The 23093-nt window shown below is 39.3% G+C and carries 18 protein-coding genes, 3 tRNA genes, 2 rRNA genes and 1 other annotated feature (1 of these 24 running past the window's edge); of the genes, 20 read left to right on the top strand and 3 right to left on the bottom strand.

From position 1 onward, the window contains the following. From IGK77_RS03710 to IGK77_RS03725, 4 genes are all read left to right on the top strand, one after another. A 23S ribosomal RNA gene (locus tag IGK77_RS03710) occupies positions 1-188 on the top strand (it extends 2727 nt beyond the left edge of the window). An 89-nt stretch (positions 189-277) separates the two neighbouring features. Further along, positions 278-393, top strand: a 5S ribosomal RNA gene (gene rrf / locus IGK77_RS03715). A gap of 12 nt (positions 394-405) precedes the next feature. Then, a tRNA-Asn gene (locus IGK77_RS03720) sits at positions 406-479 on the top strand. 417 nt (positions 480-896) lie between these two features. After that, complete coding sequence (locus IGK77_RS03725; protein WP_142433777.1) at positions 897-1484, top strand: hypothetical protein; 588 nt, start codon at positions 897-899, stop codon at positions 1482-1484. A gap of 684 nt (positions 1485-2168) precedes the next feature. On the opposite strand, the gene IGK77_RS03730 is transcribed toward IGK77_RS03725, so the two are convergent. After that, positions 2169-2241, bottom strand: a tRNA-Thr gene (locus IGK77_RS03730). A gap of 199 nt (positions 2242-2440) precedes the next feature. Here IGK77_RS03730 and IGK77_RS03735 point away from each other — a divergent pair. The 4 genes from IGK77_RS03735 (at position 2441) to IGK77_RS03750 (ending at position 5785) form a co-directional block, all read left to right on the top strand. After that, positions 2441-2514, top strand: a tRNA-Asn gene (locus IGK77_RS03735). Positions 2515-2677: 163 nt separating this feature from the next. Then, on the top strand, positions 2678-4006 hold the full coding sequence (locus IGK77_RS03740; RefSeq protein ID WP_074800085.1) for an aminopeptidase C: 1329 nt from the start codon (positions 2678-2680) through the stop codon (positions 4004-4006). 181 nt (positions 4007-4187) lie between these two features. Then, positions 4188-5021 carry a fructosamine kinase family protein gene (locus IGK77_RS03745; protein ID WP_071867027.1) on the top strand — a complete coding sequence of 278 codons (834 nt, stop codon included), beginning with the start codon at positions 4188-4190 and terminating at the stop codon, positions 5019-5021. 14 nt (positions 5022-5035) lie between these two features. Beyond that, a complete protein-coding gene (locus IGK77_RS03750) occupies positions 5036-5785 on the top strand; it encodes an acyl-ACP thioesterase domain-containing protein (protein ID WP_071867026.1) in 750 nt (249 codons plus the stop codon). A gap of 201 nt (positions 5786-5986) precedes the next feature. Here IGK77_RS03750 and IGK77_RS03755 read toward each other — a convergent pair whose 3' ends face one another. Beyond that, on the bottom strand, positions 5987-6955 hold the full coding sequence (locus IGK77_RS03755) for an asparaginase (RefSeq protein WP_071867025.1): 969 nt from the start codon (positions 6953-6955) through the stop codon (positions 5987-5989). 143 nt (positions 6956-7098) lie between these two features. Here IGK77_RS03755 and IGK77_RS03760 point away from each other — a divergent pair, with 143 nt between their 5' ends. The 12 genes from IGK77_RS03760 (at position 7099) to IGK77_RS03815 (ending at position 21082) form a co-directional block, all read left to right on the top strand. Beyond that, the gene (locus IGK77_RS03760) at positions 7099-7932 is read left to right on the top strand and encodes a DUF72 domain-containing protein (RefSeq protein WP_074800089.1); all 834 of its coding nucleotides are present in this window, start codon (positions 7099-7101) and stop codon (positions 7930-7932) included. 120 nt (positions 7933-8052) lie between these two features. Further along, positions 8053-8892, top strand: coding sequence for a Cof-type HAD-IIB family hydrolase (locus IGK77_RS03765; RefSeq protein ID WP_071867023.1), 840 nt, complete (start codon positions 8053-8055; stop codon positions 8890-8892). Between the two features lie 31 nt (positions 8893-8923). Next, positions 8924-9478: an HAD family hydrolase gene (locus IGK77_RS03770; protein WP_074800092.1), complete on the top strand. Its 555-nt coding sequence runs from the start codon at positions 8924-8926 to the stop codon at positions 9476-9478. A gap of 202 nt (positions 9479-9680) precedes the next feature. Further along, a complete protein-coding gene (locus IGK77_RS03775; RefSeq protein ID WP_074800095.1) occupies positions 9681-11402 on the top strand; it encodes a septation ring formation regulator EzrA in 1722 nt (573 codons plus the stop codon). A gap of 200 nt (positions 11403-11602) precedes the next feature. Next, positions 11603-12745: a cysteine desulfurase family protein gene (locus tag IGK77_RS03780; RefSeq protein ID WP_019723566.1), complete on the top strand. Its 1143-nt coding sequence runs from the start codon at positions 11603-11605 to the stop codon at positions 12743-12745. A gap of 19 nt (positions 12746-12764) precedes the next feature. Continuing rightward, entirely contained in the window at positions 12765-13976 is a 1212-nt protein-coding gene (gene thiI, locus IGK77_RS03785; RefSeq protein WP_074800096.1) for a tRNA uracil 4-sulfurtransferase ThiI, read from the top strand. Between the two features lie 259 nt (positions 13977-14235). Continuing rightward, positions 14236-14889 carry a redox-sensing transcriptional repressor Rex gene (locus IGK77_RS03790; RefSeq protein ID WP_010736081.1) on the top strand — a complete coding sequence of 218 codons (654 nt, stop codon included), beginning with the start codon at positions 14236-14238 and terminating at the stop codon, positions 14887-14889. A gap of 103 nt (positions 14890-14992) precedes the next feature. After that, positions 14993-15205, top strand: a binding site (T-box leader). 47 nt (positions 15206-15252) lie between these two features. Further along, complete coding sequence (locus tag IGK77_RS03795; protein WP_071867018.1) at positions 15253-17898, top strand: valine--tRNA ligase; 2646 nt, start codon at positions 15253-15255, stop codon at positions 17896-17898. Between the two features lie 121 nt (positions 17899-18019). Beyond that, entirely contained in the window at positions 18020-19333 is a 1314-nt protein-coding gene (locus tag IGK77_RS03800) for a bifunctional folylpolyglutamate synthase/dihydrofolate synthase (RefSeq protein ID WP_071867017.1), read from the top strand. Continuing rightward, on the top strand, positions 19323-19976 hold the full coding sequence (locus IGK77_RS03805) for an HAD family hydrolase (protein ID WP_071867016.1): 654 nt from the start codon (positions 19323-19325) through the stop codon (positions 19974-19976). The genes IGK77_RS03800 and IGK77_RS03805 overlap by 11 nt, the downstream gene beginning before the upstream one ends. A 63-nt stretch (positions 19977-20039) precedes the next feature. Then, positions 20040-20732 (top strand): RadC family protein, encoded by a 693-nt coding sequence (gene radC, locus IGK77_RS03810; RefSeq protein WP_010736077.1) that lies wholly within the window; start codon positions 20040-20042, stop codon positions 20730-20732. Between the two features lie 149 nt (positions 20733-20881). Continuing rightward, complete coding sequence (locus tag IGK77_RS03815; RefSeq protein WP_010736076.1) at positions 20882-21082, top strand: cold-shock protein; 201 nt, start codon at positions 20882-20884, stop codon at positions 21080-21082. Positions 21083-21413: 331 nt separating this feature from the next. Here IGK77_RS03815 and rnjA read toward each other — a convergent pair whose 3' ends face one another. Then, a complete protein-coding gene (gene rnjA, locus IGK77_RS03820) occupies positions 21414-23093 on the bottom strand; it encodes a ribonuclease J1 (RefSeq protein WP_010736075.1) in 1680 nt (559 codons plus the stop codon).

A 23093-nucleotide genomic window follows, 5' to 3' on the forward strand; every position in this document is an offset into this window, starting at 1 on the left:
TGCTGGGTAGCTATGTAGGGAAGGGATAAACGCTGAAAGCATCTAAGTGTGAAGCCCACCTCAAGATGAGATTTCCCATTTCTTTAAGAAAGTAAGATCCCTGAGAGATGATCAGGTAGATAGGTCAGGAGTGGAAGTACAGTGATGTATGGAGCGGACTGATACTAATCGATCGAGGACTTAACCAAAATAAAATGAAAAACTCGGAGAGTTTCTTACTGATACTTCAAATCCAGTTTTGAGTGAACAAGATTTACTCAATATAGATAACACCAAGTGTGGTGGCGATGGCGAGAAGGATACACCTGTAACCATGCCGAACACAGAAGTTAAGCTTCTTAGCGCCGATTGTAGTGAGGGGTTGCCCCTTGTGAGAGTAGGACGCCGCCACGCTGGTATTATTATTCCGGCATAGCTCAGTTGGTAGTAGCGCATGACTGTTAATCATGATGTCGTAGGTTCGAGTCCTACTGCCGGAGTACTTGAAACACAACAGATTCTGTTGTGTTTTTTTGTTGTTTTTACATAAAAAAAAGGCTCTTCGTCAAGTAGTTTGGTGAATTCAAATTGAGAGAATTTCATCGTGAATCAATCGAAGCAGAGAGAAGCTTAGATTGATTCTTTTTTGTTCCGGATTAATCTTGGAAAACTGGTTCTTTGTCAATAAGAGCTAATGAGTTCAGTCAAGTGAAGGAGGTTGCTTCTGTTCCCGCTGTTTATTCAGTTTTTGATTGTGCGAGACGATTTTTGTCCCAGTTTCTTTATTTGTTAAAATTAAATTAATTTAAAATTTGTTTTCGAAGTATTTTTTTGTTGCAATGCTAATCAAAATGTAATTTTTGTTAAGAAAACTGAGATACTATATCTAAGCAAATCGGAATAAAGGAGACTAAGTTATGAAAAAAATTACTAAACTGATTTTTGGAATTTTTGTTTGTACGATATTTAGTGCAATAATTAGTGGATATACTGTAAGTGCGGATGAAAATACCGCAGAGCCTAAAATTATAAATCGAGCTACTAACGTAGGAAATACCTACCATCACAGGATTGTATCAATTCAGATGTTAGAAAATCCGAGAAATGTTCTAGAGTGGAATATGTTCACTACCAGTCGTGTATTTATGCGTCAAGACCAGGGCCTTCCAAATCAAAGATGGGTTATGTTCTATAACAATGAAGATGGTACTTATCAAATTGTAGGTGGTCCTCTTAATGCTGGAGGGACATTCAGAGCAGCTTATCTATCAGCAAATGGGCAGAATATTGATACACGTTGGAATATCAATAGCGATAAGTGGCGAATTTTCCGTTTTGGATCACATGCGAATGGAAATACAGTATACATTCAAAATGTGAGTGAAAATCGTATTATGACTTATCCTGCTGCCTGGCTGGGTAGTCCGCTTATATTGAGACCACTTGAAGTAGCTAATGGAGGTACTAGTCAGCGATTTATTATCCGAATTTTAGGAAACGCTTAAAATTCGACTTGCAATTTTTTAGCTACAACATTTTGTATAATGCTAGATTCGCATATTGTAAGTACGGATGGAAATATAGTAGTCCCTCAAATTAAAAATCGATCGATTCATAAGTAATGTTGCTGATACTTATCAAATTGTTGGTGATCCTTTACACGCTGGAGGGGGATATAGGACTGCTAATCTTTCAGCAATAGAGAATTGTGGGTTCTTTAGTAGATAATCGCAGGAATATTAATAGTGACAAATGGCGGATTTATAGAGTCGGGATATATTCTTTAGGAAACACAGTTTCCATTGAAAATACAAGTATAAGTATGGTTAACCAAATTGTAACGCCATTTAATCCACGAGCTTCCATTAAGCTAGGGCAACCTAATAGGATTAATCGAGTTTCAAATCAAAGATTCATTGCACATTATTTTGAGAATGCCTAAAATATTAAAGAAACCGATTTGCTTAAAATCAGTAGATAGTGTCTTTTTAAGGAGATACTATCTTTTTTTTTAATGTATGGTACAAAAATAAAGTCCATTTTTGATTCTGTCCTTAAAACCGAATAAAAGGTGTTCCAGAAGTAACTCCTTCAGAAATAAGCAGAGAACCCAAAAAAATTGATGAACAATTTTTTTGGGTTCTCTGCTTATTTCTCGGAGCTGGATACTTCTGTCACAATCTCTACAAAGCCACTTGACGGGCTTGAACCGTCGACCTCTTCCTTACCATGGAAGCGCTCTACCAGCTGAGCTAAAGCGGCATTTTTACTACCTAAATAGGATAACTAATTTATAGTCATTTGTCAATAACTTTTCTCTGTGAACAGACGACATTTAAAAGAAATTGAGTTGTTTTTCACAAATATAAAATAACGATGGTTAATTAGTAATTATTTGAAAAATCGAAAAAAAGTATTGCGTTATATGATGAAAATTGATATTATATTCATGTAATTTGATTCCGGCATAGCTCAGTTGGTAGTAGCGCATGACTGTTAATCATGATGTCGTAGGTTCGAGTCCTACTGCCGGAGTACTACACAAAATCCAGAAGAATTCTTCTGGATTTTTTTGTTTTCTAATGAAAATACGTAGATTGAATCGCATGATTGTTCTGAATTTTCAGAATAGCACATTGTAATTCGAAGGGTTAAAGAGTAGAATGGAGGTATATTTTCAATCGGGAAGGATGATTAAATGAACGCGATTACACCAGATATGACAAAAAAATTTGCCGATCAATTTCAAACGAATAAAAAGCAACAAGCTTTACAAAATGCTGTTGTAAAAAATGGGATCACAGCTTCAGCAGAAAATATTGCTTCACATACAAAAAACACACCGGTATTTTCTGTAGATCTAGCGACTGGGAAAGTCTCAAACCAAAAACAATCTGGCCGTTGCTGGATGTTTGCGGCGTTGAATACATTCCGTCACAAATTGTTGAATCAATTCCACTTAAAGGAATTTGAATTATCACAAAATTATACTTTCTTTTGGGATAAATACGAGAAAGCAAACTATTTTTATGAAAATATTCTCGCAACAGGCAATGAAGCATTAGACAGCCGTAAAGTCGCTTTTTTACTAGCTGTTCCTCAACAAGATGGTGGACAATGGGATATGATCGTATCATTATTCCAAAAGTATGGTGTCGTACCAAAATCAGTGATGCCAGAAAGCGCGAATAGTTCAAATTCTCGTGATTTGAATAACTACTTGAATAAATTATTGCGTAAAGACGCTGTCAAATTACGTCAATTGGTGGCTGAAGGAAAAACAAATGAAGAGATCCAAGTAGAAAAAGAAAAGATGTTAGCTGGGATCTATCAATTTCTAACAACCTCTTTAGGCACTCCGCCAACTGAATTTGATTTTGAATACCGAGATGAAGAAAAAAATTACCATATCGATCAACAATTGACTCCACAAATGTTTTACGATAAATATATTGGTGTGAATTTAGATGATTATGTAAGTATCATCAATGCACCGACCGCAGACAAACCGTATGATCGCTCTTATACAGTTGAAATGTTAGGGAATGTTGTGGGTGGAAAAGAAGTTAAATATCTTAATGTCGATATGACAACGTTCAAAAATTTAGCGATTGCTCAATTGGAACAAGGAGAATCTGTGTGGTTTGGGTGTGATGTTGGTCAATCTTCTACAAGAGATAGCGGCATCATGGCAACAGATGTTTATGAGATGGATGAATTATTCGATTTAGATTTTTCTATGACGAAAGCAGAACGTTTAGATCATGGCGAAAGCTTGATGACTCACGCGATGGTCTTGACTGGTGTCGATTTAGTTGATGGGAAATCAACGAAATGGAAAGTCGAAAACAGCTGGGGAGAAAAAGTCGGAGATAAAGGGTTCTTTGTGATGAGTGATGAGTGGATGGATGAATATACGTATCAAATCGTTGTCCGCAAAGATTTATTGACGGAAGAACAACTGGCCGCATTTAATACTGAACCAATTTTATTAGCTCCTTGGGACCCAATGGGGGCATTAGCTTAATTTCAATATCAATCAAAACAGATACAGAGACTTAATAGTTTTCTGTATCTGTTTTTTGTTGATTTCTTGATTTCAGGATTTTATAAATACCTGTGTTATACTTTAAAATGATATAGGAGTTGTTGCGGGTGTACTTGATCGATGAATGATCGATCTTGTGAAATAGCAAGGAGGAGTGAAAATGGATATCCAAGAAGTGTTAACAGAGATTCGTTTAAGTGGTAAGGTGATACCGATTACTGGGGGAGATGTGAATCAAAACTATCGAATTGAAGAACAGCAAAAATCCTATTTTCTAAAAATCCATCCTCATGTGACCAAACGCTTTTTTGAAGCAGAAGTGGATGGTCTGAAAGAGCTTGCACCACATGTACGAGTACCTGAAACTTATATGTTAGGCGAAACAAATGAAGGTGCCTATCTATTGATGGAATGGATCGAACCAGGGAAAGGTGATCCTCGAGAACTGGCAAAAGACTTAGTAAAAATCCATCGTTCAACTGCACCACAGTTTGGTTTTCGCAAGGACAATTATCTAGGCAGTTTACCACAGCTCAATACATTTGAAGAAGATTGGTGGACCTTCTTTTTCAAAAATCGCTTGGAGGCTCAAATCGACATAGCGGAGAAAAACAATCGATGGAATGAAACACGTGAAAAAGAGTATCAGCGGTTAAAAAAGGAACTACTAAATCGTGACGATCATCGGAAGATTACGCCTAGCCTCTTGCATGGAGATTTATGGAGTGGTAATGTTTTCTATGATAGGCAAGGAAGACCAGTGTTTATCGATCCGGCAGTTTCTTATGGGAATCGCGAACAAGATATTGCGATGAGTCAGTTGTTCGGTGGCTTTCGTCCTGAATTCCTGGAAGCTTACCAAGAAAGCTGGCCATTGGAAGAGGGCTGGGAGAGTCGTTTGCCACTCTATCAACTCTATTACTTGTTGGCGCATCTCAATATGTTTGGAGAGAGTTATGGGACACAGGTCGATCATATATTAATGAAGAAGTAATTGGAGGTTTTCTTTTGGCACAAAAATATACAAAAAAACATGAAGTATCTTATTATGAATGTGATATCAACAAAACAATGACTTTTCCGTCCATGCTGGGTGTAGTCATCAAGACTTCGGAAGAACAAAGTGATCATTTAGGTCGAGGAACCGACTTTGTCAGTAGCTTTGGCTTGACTTGGGTAATCACGAACTATTCGATGAAAATCAATCGCTTGCCTCATGTAGGTGAAACAATCGATGTTACCACACAAGCGATGCAGTATAATAAATTCTTTTGCTATCGTAATTTTTGGATTCATGATGAGGAAGGAAATGAATTAGTTGAAATCGAATCAGTATTTGTTTTGATGGATCTAGTGAACCGTAAGATGAGTAGTGTGAATGAAGAAATCATTGCACCTTTTGAAAGTGAAAAAATCAAGAAAATCAAACGACAAGAAAAAATCGAGCCAATCGAATCTGGCTTGATGTTGCCATATCGTGTTCGATTTTATGATATTGACAGCAATCAACATGTGAACAATGCGATGTATTTCAACTGGATCATTGATGTTTTAGGTTACGATTTTTTGACAACACATACACCTAAACATGTGTTGATCCGTTTTGATAAAGAGGTTGAATATGGCAATGAGATCGAGAGTCATTATGAACAAACGGTTTCTGGAACAGAAGTAAAAACGAGACATGAGATCAGAATGCAAGAGCAACTTTATTGTGCAGCAAATATCTCATGGGAGAAAAATGCAGAAACAAAATAAATCGAGTGAGATAAGATTGTGAGATGTTTTGCTTCGATAAATAAGCGCGAAAAACCGAAAATTGTTCTTCCAATTTTTGTGTTTTTCGCGCTTATTTCTGAAGGAGTTTCATTTGGAACTCCGTTTATCAACAATATGATTATAGCGTCTATTGAGTTCTCAACATGATGAGACGTACAAGACCCGTATTACTCGATTTTTTCATTGTGTCATAAATTTGATCAACTGTTCTTCTGACAAGCCACCGTTAATGGCAATCAAAAGTTTTATTCTAGCTTTTTGGCTATTGATACTATTACAAAAAATAACGCCCATACTTGCGAGTTCTTTTCCGCCACCCTCGTAATCATAGACGGGTTCAGCGATTCCGTTGAAACAACGAGAAACCAAGACTACTGGTATTTTTTGGATCAAGAGTTTCTTTAATGCTGTTAATGCCTGCGGAGGGAGGTTCCCAGCGCCTAAAGCTTCAATGACCAGACCGTCGACTTTCGAATGGGCAAGTGCTTCTAATAAATCACCTTGCATACCCGCATAGGCTTTGACGATTGGGATCGTTCCTTTGACTGATGCGATATCTAGTCTTTGCGCTTCAAGTAATTCTTGCATAAACAATATACGATTTTTAGTGATCAAACCGATTGGTCCTAACGTAGGAGTACGAAAAGTAGCGACATTAGTCGTGTGGGTTTTAGTGACATAGCGTGCTGAGTGGATCTCATCGTTCATCACGACTAAAACACCTTTGTCTTTTGCTTCCTCACAACTTGCTACTCGAATCGCACTTTCAAAATTATATAGACCATCGCTACCTAACTCATTACTTGAACGCATCGCTCCTGTTAAGACGATCGGTAATTTATCGCCAATCGTTGAGTCTAGAAAAAATGCTGTTTCTTCCAACGTATCTGTCCCATGGGTGATCACGACACCTTGGATGTCAGAAAGAACGGCTTGATTGATTCTTTCTTTAAGTTGTAACATATGTTTAGGCATGATGTGCGGGGAAGGAAGATTAAAGATATCTTCCATGATCAAATCAACATTTTCTGGAATCGTTACTTCTGCATCTAATAGTGGGTTAGCCACATCTGGACTTACGCCACCTGTTAAAGAATTTTCTTTCATGGCGATCGTGCCGCCTGTGTGTAAGATAAGAATTTTTTTCATTTTCAGAACTTCCTCACGAATAATTTTGCATAGGGTTTCTAGCTTATTGTATACTATATAAAAGAGTTTTGCTATGAATGAATCAAACGGAACAACTTGAGAACAAAGATAAAATGAATTTAAACGAATGGAAGTGATTCGTCGTGATCAAAATTGGCTTGACTTCATTTAAAGAACATGACAAATTAACAGGAAAAAAGAATAATACTCTTTACGATTATGCGAGTGTCCTTTCATTAGTCGAATTAGATACCGCCTATTATGGTATCCCAAGAAAGTCATCTGTGGAGAAGTGGGTGAATGAAGTACCGGCATCTTTTCGCTTCGTGATGAAAGCTTACCAAGGAATTAGCGGTCAAGGCGACTGGCAGAAGTATTATCAATCCGAAGAAGAGATGATTGAACACTTTTTGGATGTGATGGCACCGATGAGCGAGTCAGGAAAACTCTTTTGTTTTTTAGTTCAATTCCCTGCTTCATTTAAATGCACCAAAGAAAATGTCGCCTATTTAAGAAAACTAAGAAAATGGTTCAATGGCTATCCGGTAGCTATTGAGTTACGTGACTATTCTTGGTATAGCGACCAATTTCTGTCACGCACGAGACAGTTTATGACTCGTGCAATGTTTTCCTTAGCAATCATTGATGAACCACAATTACTGAATACGACGATTCCTTTCGATCCTTATGTGACAAATACGGATTTTACCCTTTTTCGTTTTCATGGAAGAAATGAGCAAGGTTGGCAAGCAAATGATCAGGATTGGCGAAAAAAAAGAACGTTGTATCGCTATTCTGAAGAAGAGTTACAGGAATTAGCAGCAGCCATCAAAAAAGTAGACGGGTCAACAAAATATGTTGGGGTGATCTTCAATAATAACTCTGGTGGAGATGCGGCTGAAAATGCCTTGGCATTACAAAAGATCTTAGGGATCGAACCAGATGAGCTGAATCCAAAACAAATCGATTTGTTTTGAAGACCTGTCTTTTGTAATCACTCTATATAAAAAGTAGCACGCACGCCTTACCAATAAGAATTGAAACTGTTCAACTAGAAATTTTTACTAAATAATAATCGGAAGAGGTGATGGAACGACATGATCAAAGCAGTTTTTTTTGATATCGATGGCACATTAGTCAACAACCAAGCAAAAGCGTTGGCTTCAACTAAATATGCGATTGATCAACTACAAAAAAAGGGCATATTATGCGGTGTTGCCACTGGGCGCAGCCCTGTAAGAATCAAAGAAGTGATCGATGAACTTGAACTAGACATGTTCGTCGTCTACAATGGTCAATTAGTCTTTGACCGTGATCAAACGATCGTCGACCATCCTTTTGATAAAACAGTATTAGCGGATATCGTCCACTTTTCAGATGCTCATCACCGACAAATCATTTTTGGTGGGCGAGATCAACTAGATGGTTCAACGACGATGATGCTAGGACAATCGATCATCATCAAAAAAATCGTCAATCACTTACCAAAAAAATTCCCTGTACGTCTGTTGAAAAAAATCTTACAAGTGTTCAGTCCACATCGTCAACGTAAACGGTATGAAACCTTAGCGATATTGAATGAACCGATTTATCAATGCATTTTATTGAGCCAAACATCTGAGCAAGAAAAACTCATCCAACGATTCCCAGAGTGTTCGTTCCAACGTTCTAATCCTTATACGGTCGATATTATTCCTAAAGGGGGATCCAAATTGTTAGGAATCCAACAGTTTGCGACAAGCAAAGGAATGGCATTGTCTGAAATCATGGCATTTGGCGATCATTACAATGATGTTGAAATGCTAAAAGGAGTAGGAATCGGTGTTGCAATGGGGAATGCGCCAACTGGTGTGAAGCAGCAAGCTGATTTTGTCACAGCATCAAATGAAGCGGATGGTATTTATAAAGGTTTGAAGCATTTCGGGATAGTTGATTGAATGTATGTCAGTTAGGAGGACTAGAATCATTATGGAGCCAGAAACACCTTATCAAAAAGTAGAACAATTCCATCGGACATTCGATCCAAGAATACCAGAGCGACCCACTGCATTTACTAAAGAACATGCGGATGATCGAGCAGGATTCAAAATCGAAGAGTTAGTTGAATTTGTGGCAGCAGCGAGTGACGGTGATGCGAAAAAATTGCATGATTCCGTCCAATACTTGCATCATGCAATTGATCAAGCAGAAAAAAAGATTCTTAAAAAACAGATTTGGGGAGAGGAAAGTCTCGTCGAGCAAGTAGATGCGCTGACCGATTTGCTTTATTTTACGTATGGCTCTTTTTCTTTGCTGGGCGTTGATCCTACGAGGATTTTTGATATTGTCCATCAAGCGAATATGGGTAAACTATTTCCAGATGGTAAACCTCACTACGATCCTGTTACAAACAAAGTATTGAAGCCAGACAATTGGCAAAAGGATTACGCGCCTGAAGAAAGGATCGCCAAGGAAATCAAGGAGCAAATGAAGAAGGCAGAGCAAGTAAAGTTTGCCACAGAAAATTCTTCAACGGGTCCTTGATAAGGTCTTCTCATTTTAGTTGGTAGAAAGATGGCCAAAAGATTTTTTATGTAGGTAGTGTATGACTGAACATAGTATGTTATAATATAAAATAGATGTCTTTTTGCACGAAAGACGTATTTACAATGTTATGCAAATCAGATTCGTCTGATCATAAACAAATAGAGACAGTAGATGCATATTGAAAACGGAGGAACCTTAAATGGGAAATAATGTTATCATCGGGATCGTCATTGCAATCATTATAGTCGCCATTCTGGCTTTTTTGGTTAGTTACGTAATGAAGAAAAAAAACCAAGATCGATTGGACGTCTTAGAAAAACGCAAGGAAGAATTATTCGACTTGCCTGTGATTGAAGAAGTTGACGATGTCAAAAAAATGCATCTAGTGGGGCAAAGCCAAAATACCTTTCGTGAATGGAGTCAAAAATGGAATGACATCTCTACCTCATCATTTGCCGAGTTAGAAAGTCAGATCTTTGAAGTCGAAAATCTCAACGAGAGCTTTAGATTCTTAAAAGGAAAAAAAGCAGTAGAAGAAGCCGAAGCAACCATGAACCAAATGGAAAAAGAAGTTGCGGAGATTCGTGAAGGCTTAAAAGAATTGCGTGAAACAGAAGAACGTAATTCCTTAGCTGTTCAACAAGCTTTAGACGTTTATGAGGAACTAAAAGCAACGATCCGAGAAGAAGAACAGCAATACGGTCCAGCTTTACCTGAGTTACAAAAGCAAGTGAAAACGATTGAAAATGAGTTTACACAATTTGTTACGTTAAATACTTCAGGTGATCCAGTGGAAGCCCGTGAAGTGCTGGATAAAGCGGAAAAACACACGTATGAAGTGGATGCGTTAATGAAAAAAATCCCGCCATTATTTGAAGATCTGAATACGACTTTCCCGGCGCAAGTGGAAGAGATCCAAGAGACCTATGACCGCTTGGTCAAAGAGGAGTATGTTTTTCCAGAAGAAAACCTGTCTGGCGATATCGAAACGATCAATCGTCGAATCGAACGTTCGTTGATCAATATTGAGAAAACGGAAGTTGAAACTGTTGAATTTGAAAATCGTGAAACGGCTAATCTGATCGATGCATTATATGATATTTTAGAACGTGAGATGGAAGCACAAGCATTTGTGACTAAAAATCAAGCAACGATCGAACAATATATCAAACATGCGACAAAAAACAATCGTCAATTGTTGATCGAATTAGATCATACCGCTCAAAGTTATACATTGAACCATAACGAAATTGGGCGTGTACGTGGTTTCCAAACAGAAGTGGAAGAAATCGAACGCCAAAACGAACAAATCAAACCACAGTTACAACAACATGAAGTGGCTTACTCAGAAGTAAGAACGTTCTATAAGAAAGTCTTCAAAGTATTAGAAGATATTGAAAACCAACAGGTTGAAATCAGCGATTCTTTACACGAACTAAGAAAAGGTGAAAAAGAAGCGCAAGAAAAAATCGATACATTCGAATTTAAATTGCGCAGTCTTAAACGGTTTGTTGAAAAACAACGATTACCAGGTTTGCCAAATGATTATCTAGAGTTTTTCTTTGTGGCAACAGAACGTATCGAAGAATTGAGTACTGTGTTGAATAAAATCAGAGTCAACATGGATGAGGTCGAACGTCTTGTAGCATTATGTGAAGAAGATCTAGAGTTACTTGATAAGAAAACCCACGATCTAGTGGATGCAGCAGCATTAACCGAGCAAATGTTGCAATATGCGAACCGTTACCGTCACACACATGAAGAAGTGAAAGAAGCCATTGAAAAGAGTTATTACTTATTCAATAAAGAATATCACTATCAAGAGGCTTTGGATGAGATCGGCACAGCATTAGAGCGCACAGAACCAGGTGCATTCAAACGAATCGAAGATTTTTACTTCAATCATCCTGATTTAGTATAATCCTGCGATCAAAAAAGACAACACAGGCAAGTGCCGAGTGTTGTCTTTTTTTGGGAGTCATTGACTAGTAACTATTGGGTAGAGAAATACGTTGATTCGATCGATTTTTTTATAGAGTCCAACTCAGAGAAAACGCCACTTGAAAGCACAAGGGACAACCGTTATAATAGGTAAGAATTTCAAAAAAAGAAGGTTTAAATATGATATATTTCGATAATAGTGCGACAACACCGATTTATCCGCAAAGTTTGGATGCGTATGTCAAAACAAGTCAACGGATCATCGGGAATCCATCAAGTCTACACGATTTAGGCAATCAGGCGAACCGCCTGCTACAACAAGCGAGAAAACAAATCGCTGAACTGATTGCTGTCTCCCCTGAAGAAGTGTATTTCACATCAGGTGGAACAGAAGGAAATAACTGGGTGCTTAAAGGAACGATGCTTGAAAAACTAGGTTACGGTAACCACATGATCATTTCAGGCGTTGAACATCCAGCTGTCAGTGAAACAGCTGAGCAGTTAAAAAAACTCGGTATCGAAGTGAGTATTGCTCCTGTCGATAAAAGAGGGATCGTCCGCGTAGATGAGTTGAAAAAATTAGTGCGTAAAGAAACGATTTTAGTTTCCGTTATGGCAGTAAATAATGAAGTAGGTGCGATCCAACCAATCAAAGAAATCAGTAGTTTTTTAAATGATTTTCCTAAAATCCATTTCCATGTGGATGCGGTACAAGCCATTGGTAAAGTTCCTTTAGAGGAATGGTTGACTGAACGTGTGGATTTTGCCACTTTTTCTGCCCATAAATTCCACGGGCCTCGTGGTGTTGGTTTTGTTTATTGGAAAAAAGGCCGCCGGTTAGCACCGCTGTTCACTGGAGGCGGACAAGAGAAAAATCAACGGAGTGGAACAGAGAATGTGCCGGGAATCGTCGCGATGGCAAAAGCCCTGCGTTTAGCTCTAGATATCAAAGCACAAAAACCAAACCAAACTGCCTATCTTAAACAAGCATTGATTGAAGCTTTACATACGTATGATAAAGTAACGATTTTTTCTGAAGGTGAAGATTACGCACCCCATATTTTGTGTTTTTCATTAAAAGGTATTCGTGGTGAGGTATTGGTCCATGCATTAGAAGAAAAACAAATATTTGTCTCTACGACAAGCGCTTGTTCTTCTAGAAAGCACATGGCAAGTAGTACGCTGCATGCGATGCAAGTACCCAATGATTTAGCTACTTCAGCGATTCGCGTCAGCTTAGATGAAAGCAATACGATGGCAGAAGTCGAACAATTCATGATCATCTTTAAACAGTTGTACAAGAAATTTTCAGTCATCAATTAAGAAACAGAGGAGTGTTTTTGTGAAGTACAGTGAAATCATGGTTCGCTATGGTGAACTTTCAACAAAAGGAAAAAATCGTCGAAGTTTTATTATGCAGTTGGCACAAAATGTCAGACAGGCATTGAGCGATTTTCCTGAAATCAAGATCCACGCAGAGCGTGATCGGATGCATCTACTGTTGAACGGTGTAGACGGAGACTTAGTCATCCCTAAGTTAGCGAAGATATTTGGAATCCAAAACTTTTCACCTAGCGTGCGAGTAGAAAAAGAAGTACAAAGTTTAAAACAAGCGGTTCAGGAAATCATGCAAGAAATCTATACAGGAAAAGAAACATTCAAGATCATTGCAAAACGTAGTGATCATAGCTTTGAATTGGACAGCAACGAACTAAACCAAGCATTAGGAAATGCAGTCATCGATGTTTTTCCGGATATCCAAGTACAGATGAGAAAGCCAGATATTGCGTTGCGTGTGGAAATCCGCCGAGATGGGGCTTATCTTTCCTATGAGACGATCAAAGGAGCTGGCGGTCTGCCTGTCGGTACAAGTGGAAAAGGTATGTTGATGCTTTCTGGAGGGATCGATTCTCCAGTTGCCGGTTATTATGCCATGAAACGTGGGGTAGAAATTGAAGCTGTCCACTTTGCTAGTCCACCTTACACGAGTGAACAAGCCTTGCAAAAAGCGAAAGACTTAACAGTGAAGCTGACACCCTATGTTGGTAAAATCGAATTTATCGAAGTACCGTTTACAGAAGTGCAAGAAGAGATCAAACGAGTGGTGCCCCAAGGCTACTGGATGACGATCACACGTCGGATGATGCTTCGTTTGACAGATGAGATCCGCCGTATTCGTCATGGACTAGTGATTTTAAATGGTGAATCATTAGGGCAGGTGGCTTCCCAAACACTCCAAAGTATGGTGGCAATCAATGAGGTCACGAATACACCGATCATTCGTCCTGTAGCGACGATGGATAAATTAGAGATCATCGAAGTGGCTGAACAAATCGATACGTTTGATTTGTCCATTCAACCATTTGAAGATTGCTGCACGATCTTTGCACCGCCACAGCCTAAAACTCGTCCACGACTAGAAAAAGTGCATCAATACGAAGAACGTTTGGATATCGATGGGATGATCGAACGTGCAGTGGCAGGATTAAAGATCGAAACGATCCACACAGAAACAGCAAAAGAACAAGTAGAAGAATTTTCTGATTTACTTTAAACGAAGGAACTTGTACTTCTTGTACGAGTCGATCATTCGTAATAAAAGATCCAGTCTCAAGAAGTAGACAGGTGAAAGAGGACGAGACAATTGTTTAGCCTCGAGAAATAAGGCGCCATCCACAAAAATTGTATGTCAAATTTTGTGGATGGTACCTTATTTTTCTTGTTTTTCATGGAGTTAAGCTTCCTCCTATTGCGAGGTTCCTTGTTCCATGCTAAACTGAAATTATGTGAAATGATTAACAAGGAGAAACGATATGCGAGAAAAATCAGAAACGTTACCAAAAGCAACAGCGAAACGGTTGCCTTTATATTTGCGCTATTTGAATATGTTGAATGATTCTGGTGTTCAACGAATCAAATCAAATGAATTTAGTGAGATCACACAAGTACCTTCTGCCACGATCCGCAGAGATTTTTCTCATTTAGGAGAATTAGGACGAAGCGGTTATGGGTACGATGTTCCCTATTTGATTGAAGTATTTGATCGAATTTTGAACACAGAGGAAGAAAAAAGAATCGCTTTAGTTGGTTTTGGGAATTTAGGAAAAGCATTGAAACACAACAATTTCAGAAGAAATGCAAATTTGAATATTGTTTGTGTATTTGACAATGATCCAGCCATCGTCGGAAAAGAAATCGAAGGTGTGATGGTTTATCCTATGGATCGCTTTAGTGAAATCGTTGAAAAAGAAGGAATCAAAGTGGCGATATCAACTGTGCCAAGTAAGTATTCACAAGCAGCCATCGACGAAATCGTCAAAGGAGGCATTACTGCGATCTTGAACTTTGCACCAGATCGTGTCAACGTTCCGCCACATGTCCATATGCAATACATCGATCTGACAACTGAACTACAGACGTTGATCTATTTTGATGAAAATTATTCGCAAGTCTTTCCTTCCAAGTAAAAACTAAGCGGGAAGATCGTGCAAAAGTGGCGTTTTTATGTGAATCGAACAGCGATTCATCAAGAGCTTTTATTGACTTTGGCTACTAACCATTGTAAAATGAGTCAAGATGTTGATCAAGAGGAGTAACTAGTCCGACGTTTAGAGAGAGAGAACGAATGGTGGAACGTTCTTAGCGAAAGCTAGTGAAGGTAGCTTGGGAGTTTTTGTCTTGAATCGAGTAGAGATGAACGAGTAGTGATCGTTAACTCACTTTGAGAGGTAATAGGCAACTATTACAAATTAGGTGGTACCGCGTAATTTATACGTCCTAAATACGAAAGTATTTAGGGCGTTTTTTTTATTTCAAAGGAGGAAGACAGTATGACGGAAGAAAAGAATCTATCGACAAAGTATAATCCGCAAGAAGTTGAAGCGGGGCGTTATCAAAACTGGTTAGACGAAGATTTGTTCAAACCTAGTGGCGACAAAAAAGCAAAACCTTATTCAATCGTTATCCCACCTCCCAATGTGACTGGTAAACTCCATTTAGGTCATGCTTGGGATACAACATTGCAAGACATGTTGATTCGACAAAAAAGAATGCAAGGCTATGATACGTTATGGTTACCGGGGATGGACCATGCAGGGATTGCAACGCAAGCAAAAGTAGAAGAAAAACTACGTGAGCAAGGTGTTTCTCGTTATGATCTAGGTCGCGAAAAATTTATTGATCAAGTATGGGAATGGAAAGAAGAATATGCCGGTCATATCCGTGAACAATGGGCAAAAATGGGTTTATCTTTGGATTATAGCCGTGAACGCTTCACCTTAGATGATGGCTTGTCTGAAGCTGTTCGTAAAGTATTCGTTAGCCTATACGAAAAAGAGTTGATCTATCGTGGCGAATACATCATCAATTGGGACCCACAAGCACGCACAGCTCTTTCTGATATCGAAGTGATCCACAAAGAAATCGAAGGTGCCTTTTATCATATGAGCTATGAATTGGCTGATGGTTCAGGTGTGGTGGAAATTGCAACGACTCGTCCAGAAACGATGCTTGGTGATACGGCGATCGCTGTTCATCCAGAAGATGAGCGTTACCAAGCATTGATTGGTAAAAAAGTCATTTTACCACTAGTGAATAAAGAAATACCGATCATAGCAGATGAATATGTCGACATGGAATTTGGAACAGGGGTTGTAAAAATCACGCCCGCACATGACCCAAATGACTTTGAAGTCGGTAACCGTCATGACCTCCCACGAGTGAATGTCATGAATGAAGATGGCACGATGAATGAATTAGCAGGTAAGTATCAAGGAATGGACCGTTTTGCAGCACGTAAAGCGATCGTTGCGGATCTAAAAGAACTTGGGCGTCTGATCAAAATCGAAACGATGATCCACAATGTAGGCCATTCTGAGCGTACAGGGGTAGTTGTTGAACCTCGTTTATCAACACAATGGTTTGTAAAAATGGCACCTTTAGCTGAAAAGGCGATCCAAAATCAAGAAACTGATGATGCAGTTGAGTTTTTCCCACCACGTTTCAACCAAACCTTCTTACGCTGGATGGAAAATGTTCATGACTGGGTAATCTCACGTCAACTATGGTGGGGACATCAGATCCCTGCGTGGTATCATAAGGAAACTGGTGAAATGTACGTGGGCATGGAAGCACCAGCAGACAGTGAAAACTGGTTACAAGATCCCGATGTGTTGGATACTTGGTTCAGTTCAGCGCTATGGCCTTTTTCAACAATGGGCTGGCCTGACGAAGACAATGAAGATTACCAACGTTACTTCCCAACAAGTACATTAGTAACAGGTTATGATATCATCTTTTTCTGGGTAAGCCGAATGATTTTCCAAAGCTTGGAATTTACAGAACGTCGTCCATTTGAGAATGTACTGATCCATGGATTGATTCGTGATGAACAAGGACGCAAGATGAGTAAATCTCTTGGAAATGGGATCGATCCAATGGAAGTCATTGAAAAATACGGTGCTGATGCGTTACGCTGGTTCTTATCCAATGGTTCAGCACCAGGACAAGACGTACGTTTTAGTTACGAAAAAATGGATGCTTCTTGGAACTTCATCAATAAAATCTGGAACGCTTCTCGTTTCGTTATCATGAATGTTGAAGGAATGACCGTAGAAGATATTGATCTTTCAGGTGAGAAAACTGTAGCCGATCGTTGGATTTTGACACGTTTGAATGAAACAATCGCTAAAGTGACTGACTTATTTGAACAATTTGAATTTGGTGAGGCAGGTCGCCAATTGTATAACTTTATCTGGGATGATTTCTGTGACTGGTACATCGAGATGAGTAAAGAAACACTTTACGGTGAGGATGAAGTAGCGAAACAAACCAACCGTAGTATTCTTATCCATACGTTGGATCAGATCTTACGCTTATTGCATCCGATCATGCCATTTGTCACAGAAGAAATCTGGCAACACATCCCTCATAAAGGCACATCTTTAGTAGTTGCTGACTATCCAGTCGTGCAACCGGAATACGATGATGAAGCTGCTTCAAAAGGGATGGAAGTACTGAAAGAATTGATTCGTTCTGTACGTAATATCCGTTCTGAAGTGAATACACCATTATCAAAACCAATCACGTTACTGATCAAAACAAATGATCCGAAGATCGATCAATTCTTAAATGAAAACACTAGCTATATCGAGCGCTTCTGTAATCCAGAAGAGTTGACGATCTCAAGTGACGTAACTGCACCGGATCTAGCAATGTCAGCGGTCTTGACTGGCGCAGAAATCTTCTTACCTTTAGCAGGGCTGATCAACATTGAAGAAGAAATCCAACGTTTAGAAAAAGAACTAGCAAAATGGACAGGCGAAGTGAAACGTGTACAAGGAAAATTAAGTAATGAGCGTTTTGTATCGAATGCACCGGATGATGTAGTTGAAGCAGAGCGTGCAAAAGAAAAAGATTATTTAGAAAAACAAGCAGCTGTCAATGAACGTATTGCGCAATTAAAATCAATCAAATAAAACGAAAGGGAGAGGTGACGGAAGTTGCCTCTCTTTTTTAAGTAAAAAGAGTTCTTCTGGATTTCATTGTTTCCTACGTAAGCTTTTTTGTTATAATGAAGAGGAATGGGGGGATAGTAACGTGAAAATCGAAGAAGCAATCAATTGGATCCATAGCCGATTACCATTTGGCTCACGTCCTGGATTAGACAGAGTAGAGGCCTTATTAGAGGTAGTCGGACACCCAGAAGAAAAAGTCAAAACGATCCATATTGCAGGGACGAATGGCAAAGGTTCAACAGTGACTTATTTAAGATATTTATTAGAAGAAGCCGGCTTGACAGTCGGAACATTTACCTCCCCATATATCGAATCCTTCAATGAGCGCATTTCGATCAATGGACAAGGCATTCCTGATGAATCATTGATTCGACTAGTAAAGAAATATCAACCGCTAGTTGAGCAGATGGATCAATTTGAAGCAGTAGCTGGCATTACCGAATTTGAAACGTTGACTGCTATGGCATTTGATTATTTCTTGGAAGAACAAGTGGACGTCGCGATCATTGAAGTGGGATTGGGTGGTTTACTCGACTCAACAAACGTAGCGAAACCTTTGTTGACGGGTATCACAACGATTGGTATGGATCATACAGATATTTTGGGCGACACGATCGAAGAAATCGCTGCTCAAAAAGCAGGGATCATCAAACAAAATGTGCCACTGGTCACTGGAAATATCGTACCTGAAGCCTTGGCAGTGATCGAAAAACAAGCAAAATTAAAAAATGCTACACAACACGCATGGGGAGAGGCTTACACAGTCAGTTACAAACATCCGGCAGAAGAGTGGGGCGAAATTTTTTCATTCCAAAATGAGTTTGGCAAAATCCCTAAGTTGACGATCCATATGATCGGGAGACATCAAGTTGAAAATGCGGGTATGGCGATTGAAATGTATCAAATCTATTGTGGACGGATGAATCTTCCATTCCGTGAAAAAGACGTGATCAATGGCTTGAAAAAGGCGCAATGGCCAGGTCGTATGGAACGATTAAGTGAAGAACCCTTAGTGATTTTAGATGGGGCGCATAATACCCATGCGATGGCACGCTTAGTCCAAAATCTTAAACAAGAATTCAAAGGCTATCATGTCCATCTTTTGTTCTCTGCTTTACGAACAAAAGAGGTTGATAAAATGTTACACCAATTACAAGAAGTACCAGATGCAACAATCTACGTCACTACTTTTGATTATCCTAAAGCAATCGAGTTGTCGGATATCCAAGCAACGACTGATGAGAAAGTTACGATTGTTTCAATGTGGCAATTTGGGCTTGCAGAGATCTTGGAGAAGATGACGGCTGAGGATGTTCTTGTAGTGACAGGTTCACTCTATTTTATTTCGGAAGTGCGACGTTTGCTTGTACAGTTGGGAGGAAAAAATGAAAGTTAATGCAGTGATTTTTGATATGGATGGCTTATTATTTGATACAGAGATCGTTTATTATGAGGCATCCCAAACAGTAGCCGATCGGATGGGGTTTCCCTATGACAAAGAGCTTTACTTGCGATTTTTAGGCGTTTCTGATGAAGAAGTTTGGGCGAACTACCATACTATTTTTTCAAGCTTTGGTCGAGAAACTGTCCAAAAATTTATCGACGATTCCTATCAAGAAACGCTTGATCGTTTTGCTTCAGGTCAAGTTGAATTAAAACCAGGTGTTTTAGAATTCTTGAACTTTTTGGAAGAAAAAGATATCCCAAAAGTAGTCGCATCAAGTAATCAGCGACATGTCATTGAACTGTTGCTAGAAAAAAATAATCTACGTCATCGTTTTGATACGATCGTCTCAGCTGAAAATGTCAAACGTGCAAAACCAGATCCAGAAATCTTTTTACATGCCCATGCGTTTTTAGGTACTGAAAAAGCGGAGACATTGATATTAGAAGATTCACAAAATGGGGTATTAGCAGCGTATGGTGCAGGAATTCCAGTAATCATGGTGCCAGATTTACTAGCACCTTCTGATGAATTAGCCGCTAAGACAACAGCGATTGTTTCTTCACTTCACGAAGTTCCGGCATTGATCAAATAAAAATAAAATAAATATCCTCCTTTTCCGTATCTTATTTTGAGCGCACGGGAAAGGAGGTTTTTTATGGAAAAAAATTTGCTTCAAACAGTACCCGCTACGTCTCTACCAAGGGAGAGGATGGAGACTTATGGAGAGGATGCGTTATCAGATCAAGAGCTTTTAGCCATTTTGCTTCGGACTGGTCAGCATCCGTATAACGTATTAGAAGTTGCGGGTACGTTATTGAAGAAATTTGGTGGTTTAGCGCTCTTGAGACAAGCAACACTAGCAGAATTAGAAGCGGTTCGTGGGATTGGTCGGGTCAAAGCCTTAGAGATCAAAGCATTGATCGAGCTGGGTCGACGGATACAAGTCGATCAGTTGCGTCAAACGACGACTGTCCATGCGAGTTATGAATTAGCAAAAGAATTGATCCTAGAACTAAAAGATCAAAAACAAGAACATTTAGTTTGCATCTATCTCGATACCAAAAATCAAATCTTACTAAAGAAAACCTTGTTCATCGGGTCATTGGATCAGACAATCGCACATCCACGTGAAGTGTTCCATTACGCAGTCCGCTATTCAGCAGCACGGCTTGTACTTGCTCATAATCATCCCAGCGGCAACGTTCTTCCGTCCAAGCAAGACATGCGATTGACACGACGCATCCAAGAGTGTGGAGAGATGATGGGGATCGAGGTACTTGATCATCTGATCATTGGCAGCAAACAATACTTTAGTTTGCGCGAAGAAGGATTAATGGAAAAAGAATGATGTAGCTTTCTTGCAAAAAAAAACAACCAAGTGTACAATTATAATGTAATTTTGTTTGGGAATAGAAGTTGAAACATCTGTTGCACCTCTATCGTACACGAGCAATGTTACAATCAAATAAGTGCTTTGGCACGAGGAGGGTATTATTAATGGAAAACGGAACAGTTAAATGGTTCAACGCTGAAAAAGGATTTGGTTTTATCTCACGTGAAGATGGAAGCGACGTATTCGTACATTTTTCAGCAATCCAAGGTGACGGATTCAAAACATTAGAAGAAGGTCAAGCAGTTACTTTTGACGTAGAAGATTCAGATCGTGGCCCACAAGCTACAAACGTTGAAAAAGCGTAATCTATACGAAAATATACTGTTATGAGGCTTGCTTCGTCATGGAGCGAACCAAATAATTGATGACAGAGGTTGAAACCAACGTGTTTCCCTCGAAAAATAAGATGAGACCCACAAAAATTGTTCTTTCACATTTTTGTGGGTCTCGCTTTTTTTTCTATAAAAATCTGGGAGTAGGACATTAGTTCTCACCACCTAAAACCGAATAAACGGCGGGAACAGAAGAACCGCTTCGATAAACAAGGCGCCAGCTACAAAAATTTGAAGAACAAATTTCGTGGCTGGCGCCTTGTTTATCGAGGTTGAACACTTATGTCGCAACCTCGGTTTTAAGTTAGTTTTGATCCGGTGTCATCACCATAGGGATGATCATTGGATGTCTTTCTGTACGATCGAACAAGTAAGGTTGTAATGCACCGACCATCGCTTCTTTTAATTTATGCTCCGAACAGTCGGGGGCATTTAGCACATCACGCAATGCGTGGAACAAAATACGTTGTGCTTCATTGATCATATCCCCTGATTCACGCATATAGACGAAGCCACGAGAAAGGATATCTGGTCCAGCTAGAATCTCTTTTTTCTTGATATCGACAGTTGTCACTGCAAGAACGAGTCCTTCTTCTGAAAGTAAATGACGATCTCGTAAAACAACATTACCGATATCACCGATTCCACTGCCATCGATATACACATCGCCAGCGACGAATTTTCCAGCTAAACGAGCAGAATCACTTGTCAATGCTAATACATCACCGTTTTCCATGATAAAACAATTCTCAGCTGGTACACCTGTGTCTTGTGCAAGAGAGGCATGGATCTTCAACATCCGAAACTCACCATGCACCGGTACAAAATATTTTGGCTTCATCAAACGAAGCATCAATTTTTGTTCTTCTTGACCACCATGACCAGATGTGTGGATATTATTGATTTTTCCATGAATTACTTCAGCACCAGCTTCAGACAATAAGTTGATCAAGTGGTTCACACTTGTTGTATTACCTGGGATCGGTGAGCTAGAAAAAATCACCGTATCATCTGGTTGGATTTGGATTTGACGATGGGTACCATTCGCAATGCGGCTCAATGCAGCCATTGGTTCACCTTGCGAACCTGTACATAGGATCATTGTTTCATTTGCAGGCAAACGATTGATTTCATGCGCATCGACAAAGGTACCGTCAGGCACTTTGATGTAGCCGAGACGTTGTCCGTTGACGATCGCATTTTCCATACTACGCCCGAAAACAGCAATTTTTCTACCCGTTGCTACAGCGGCTTCCGCTGCTTGTTGTAGACGGAAGATATTGGAAGCAAAGCTAGCAAAAATGATCCGACCTTCGATTTTCTCAAATATTTTCAAAATAGAAAGGCCAATCGTTTTTTCTGATTTCGTAAACGTTGGAATCTCTGCATTGGTACTATCTGAAAGGAGGCAAAGAACGCCTTCTTCTCCGATACGAGCCATTTTATGCAAATTTGCTGGTTCTCCTACAGGTGTAAAATCGAACTTGAAATCTCCAGTAGCCACGATGTTACCAGAAGGTGTTTTGACAACCACACCTAAAGCATCCGGAATACTATGGGTCGTTCGGAAAAAGCTGACGGATGTTTTTCTGAAACGGATCACAGTGTCTTCATTGATTTCATTTAGCACAGCGTCACGAAGTAAGCCATGTTCGTCCAGTTTATTTGTGATCAAAGCTAAAGCTAGAGGGCCAGCGTAGATCGGGATATTTGCTTGCTTTAATAAGTAAGGTATCCCACCAATATGGTCTTCGTGTCCATGAGTGATCACTAATGCTTTGATTTTGTGTATGTTTTGTACGATATAGTTGTAATCAGGAATGACGTAGTCAATGCCAAGCAGTTCATCTTCTGGAAACTTGATTCCAGCGTCGATGATAATGATTTCATCTTGGAATTGTACCCCATACGTATTTTTCCCGATTTCACCTAATCCACCAATCGCAAAGACACCTGTCTCATTATTTTTGATGGAAAGTTTCAT

The sequence above is a fragment of the Enterococcus sp. DIV0806c genome, from assembly GCF_051710905.1.
GTDB classification, from domain to species: Bacteria; Bacillota; Bacilli; order Lactobacillales; family Enterococcaceae; genus Enterococcus_B; species Enterococcus_B mundtii.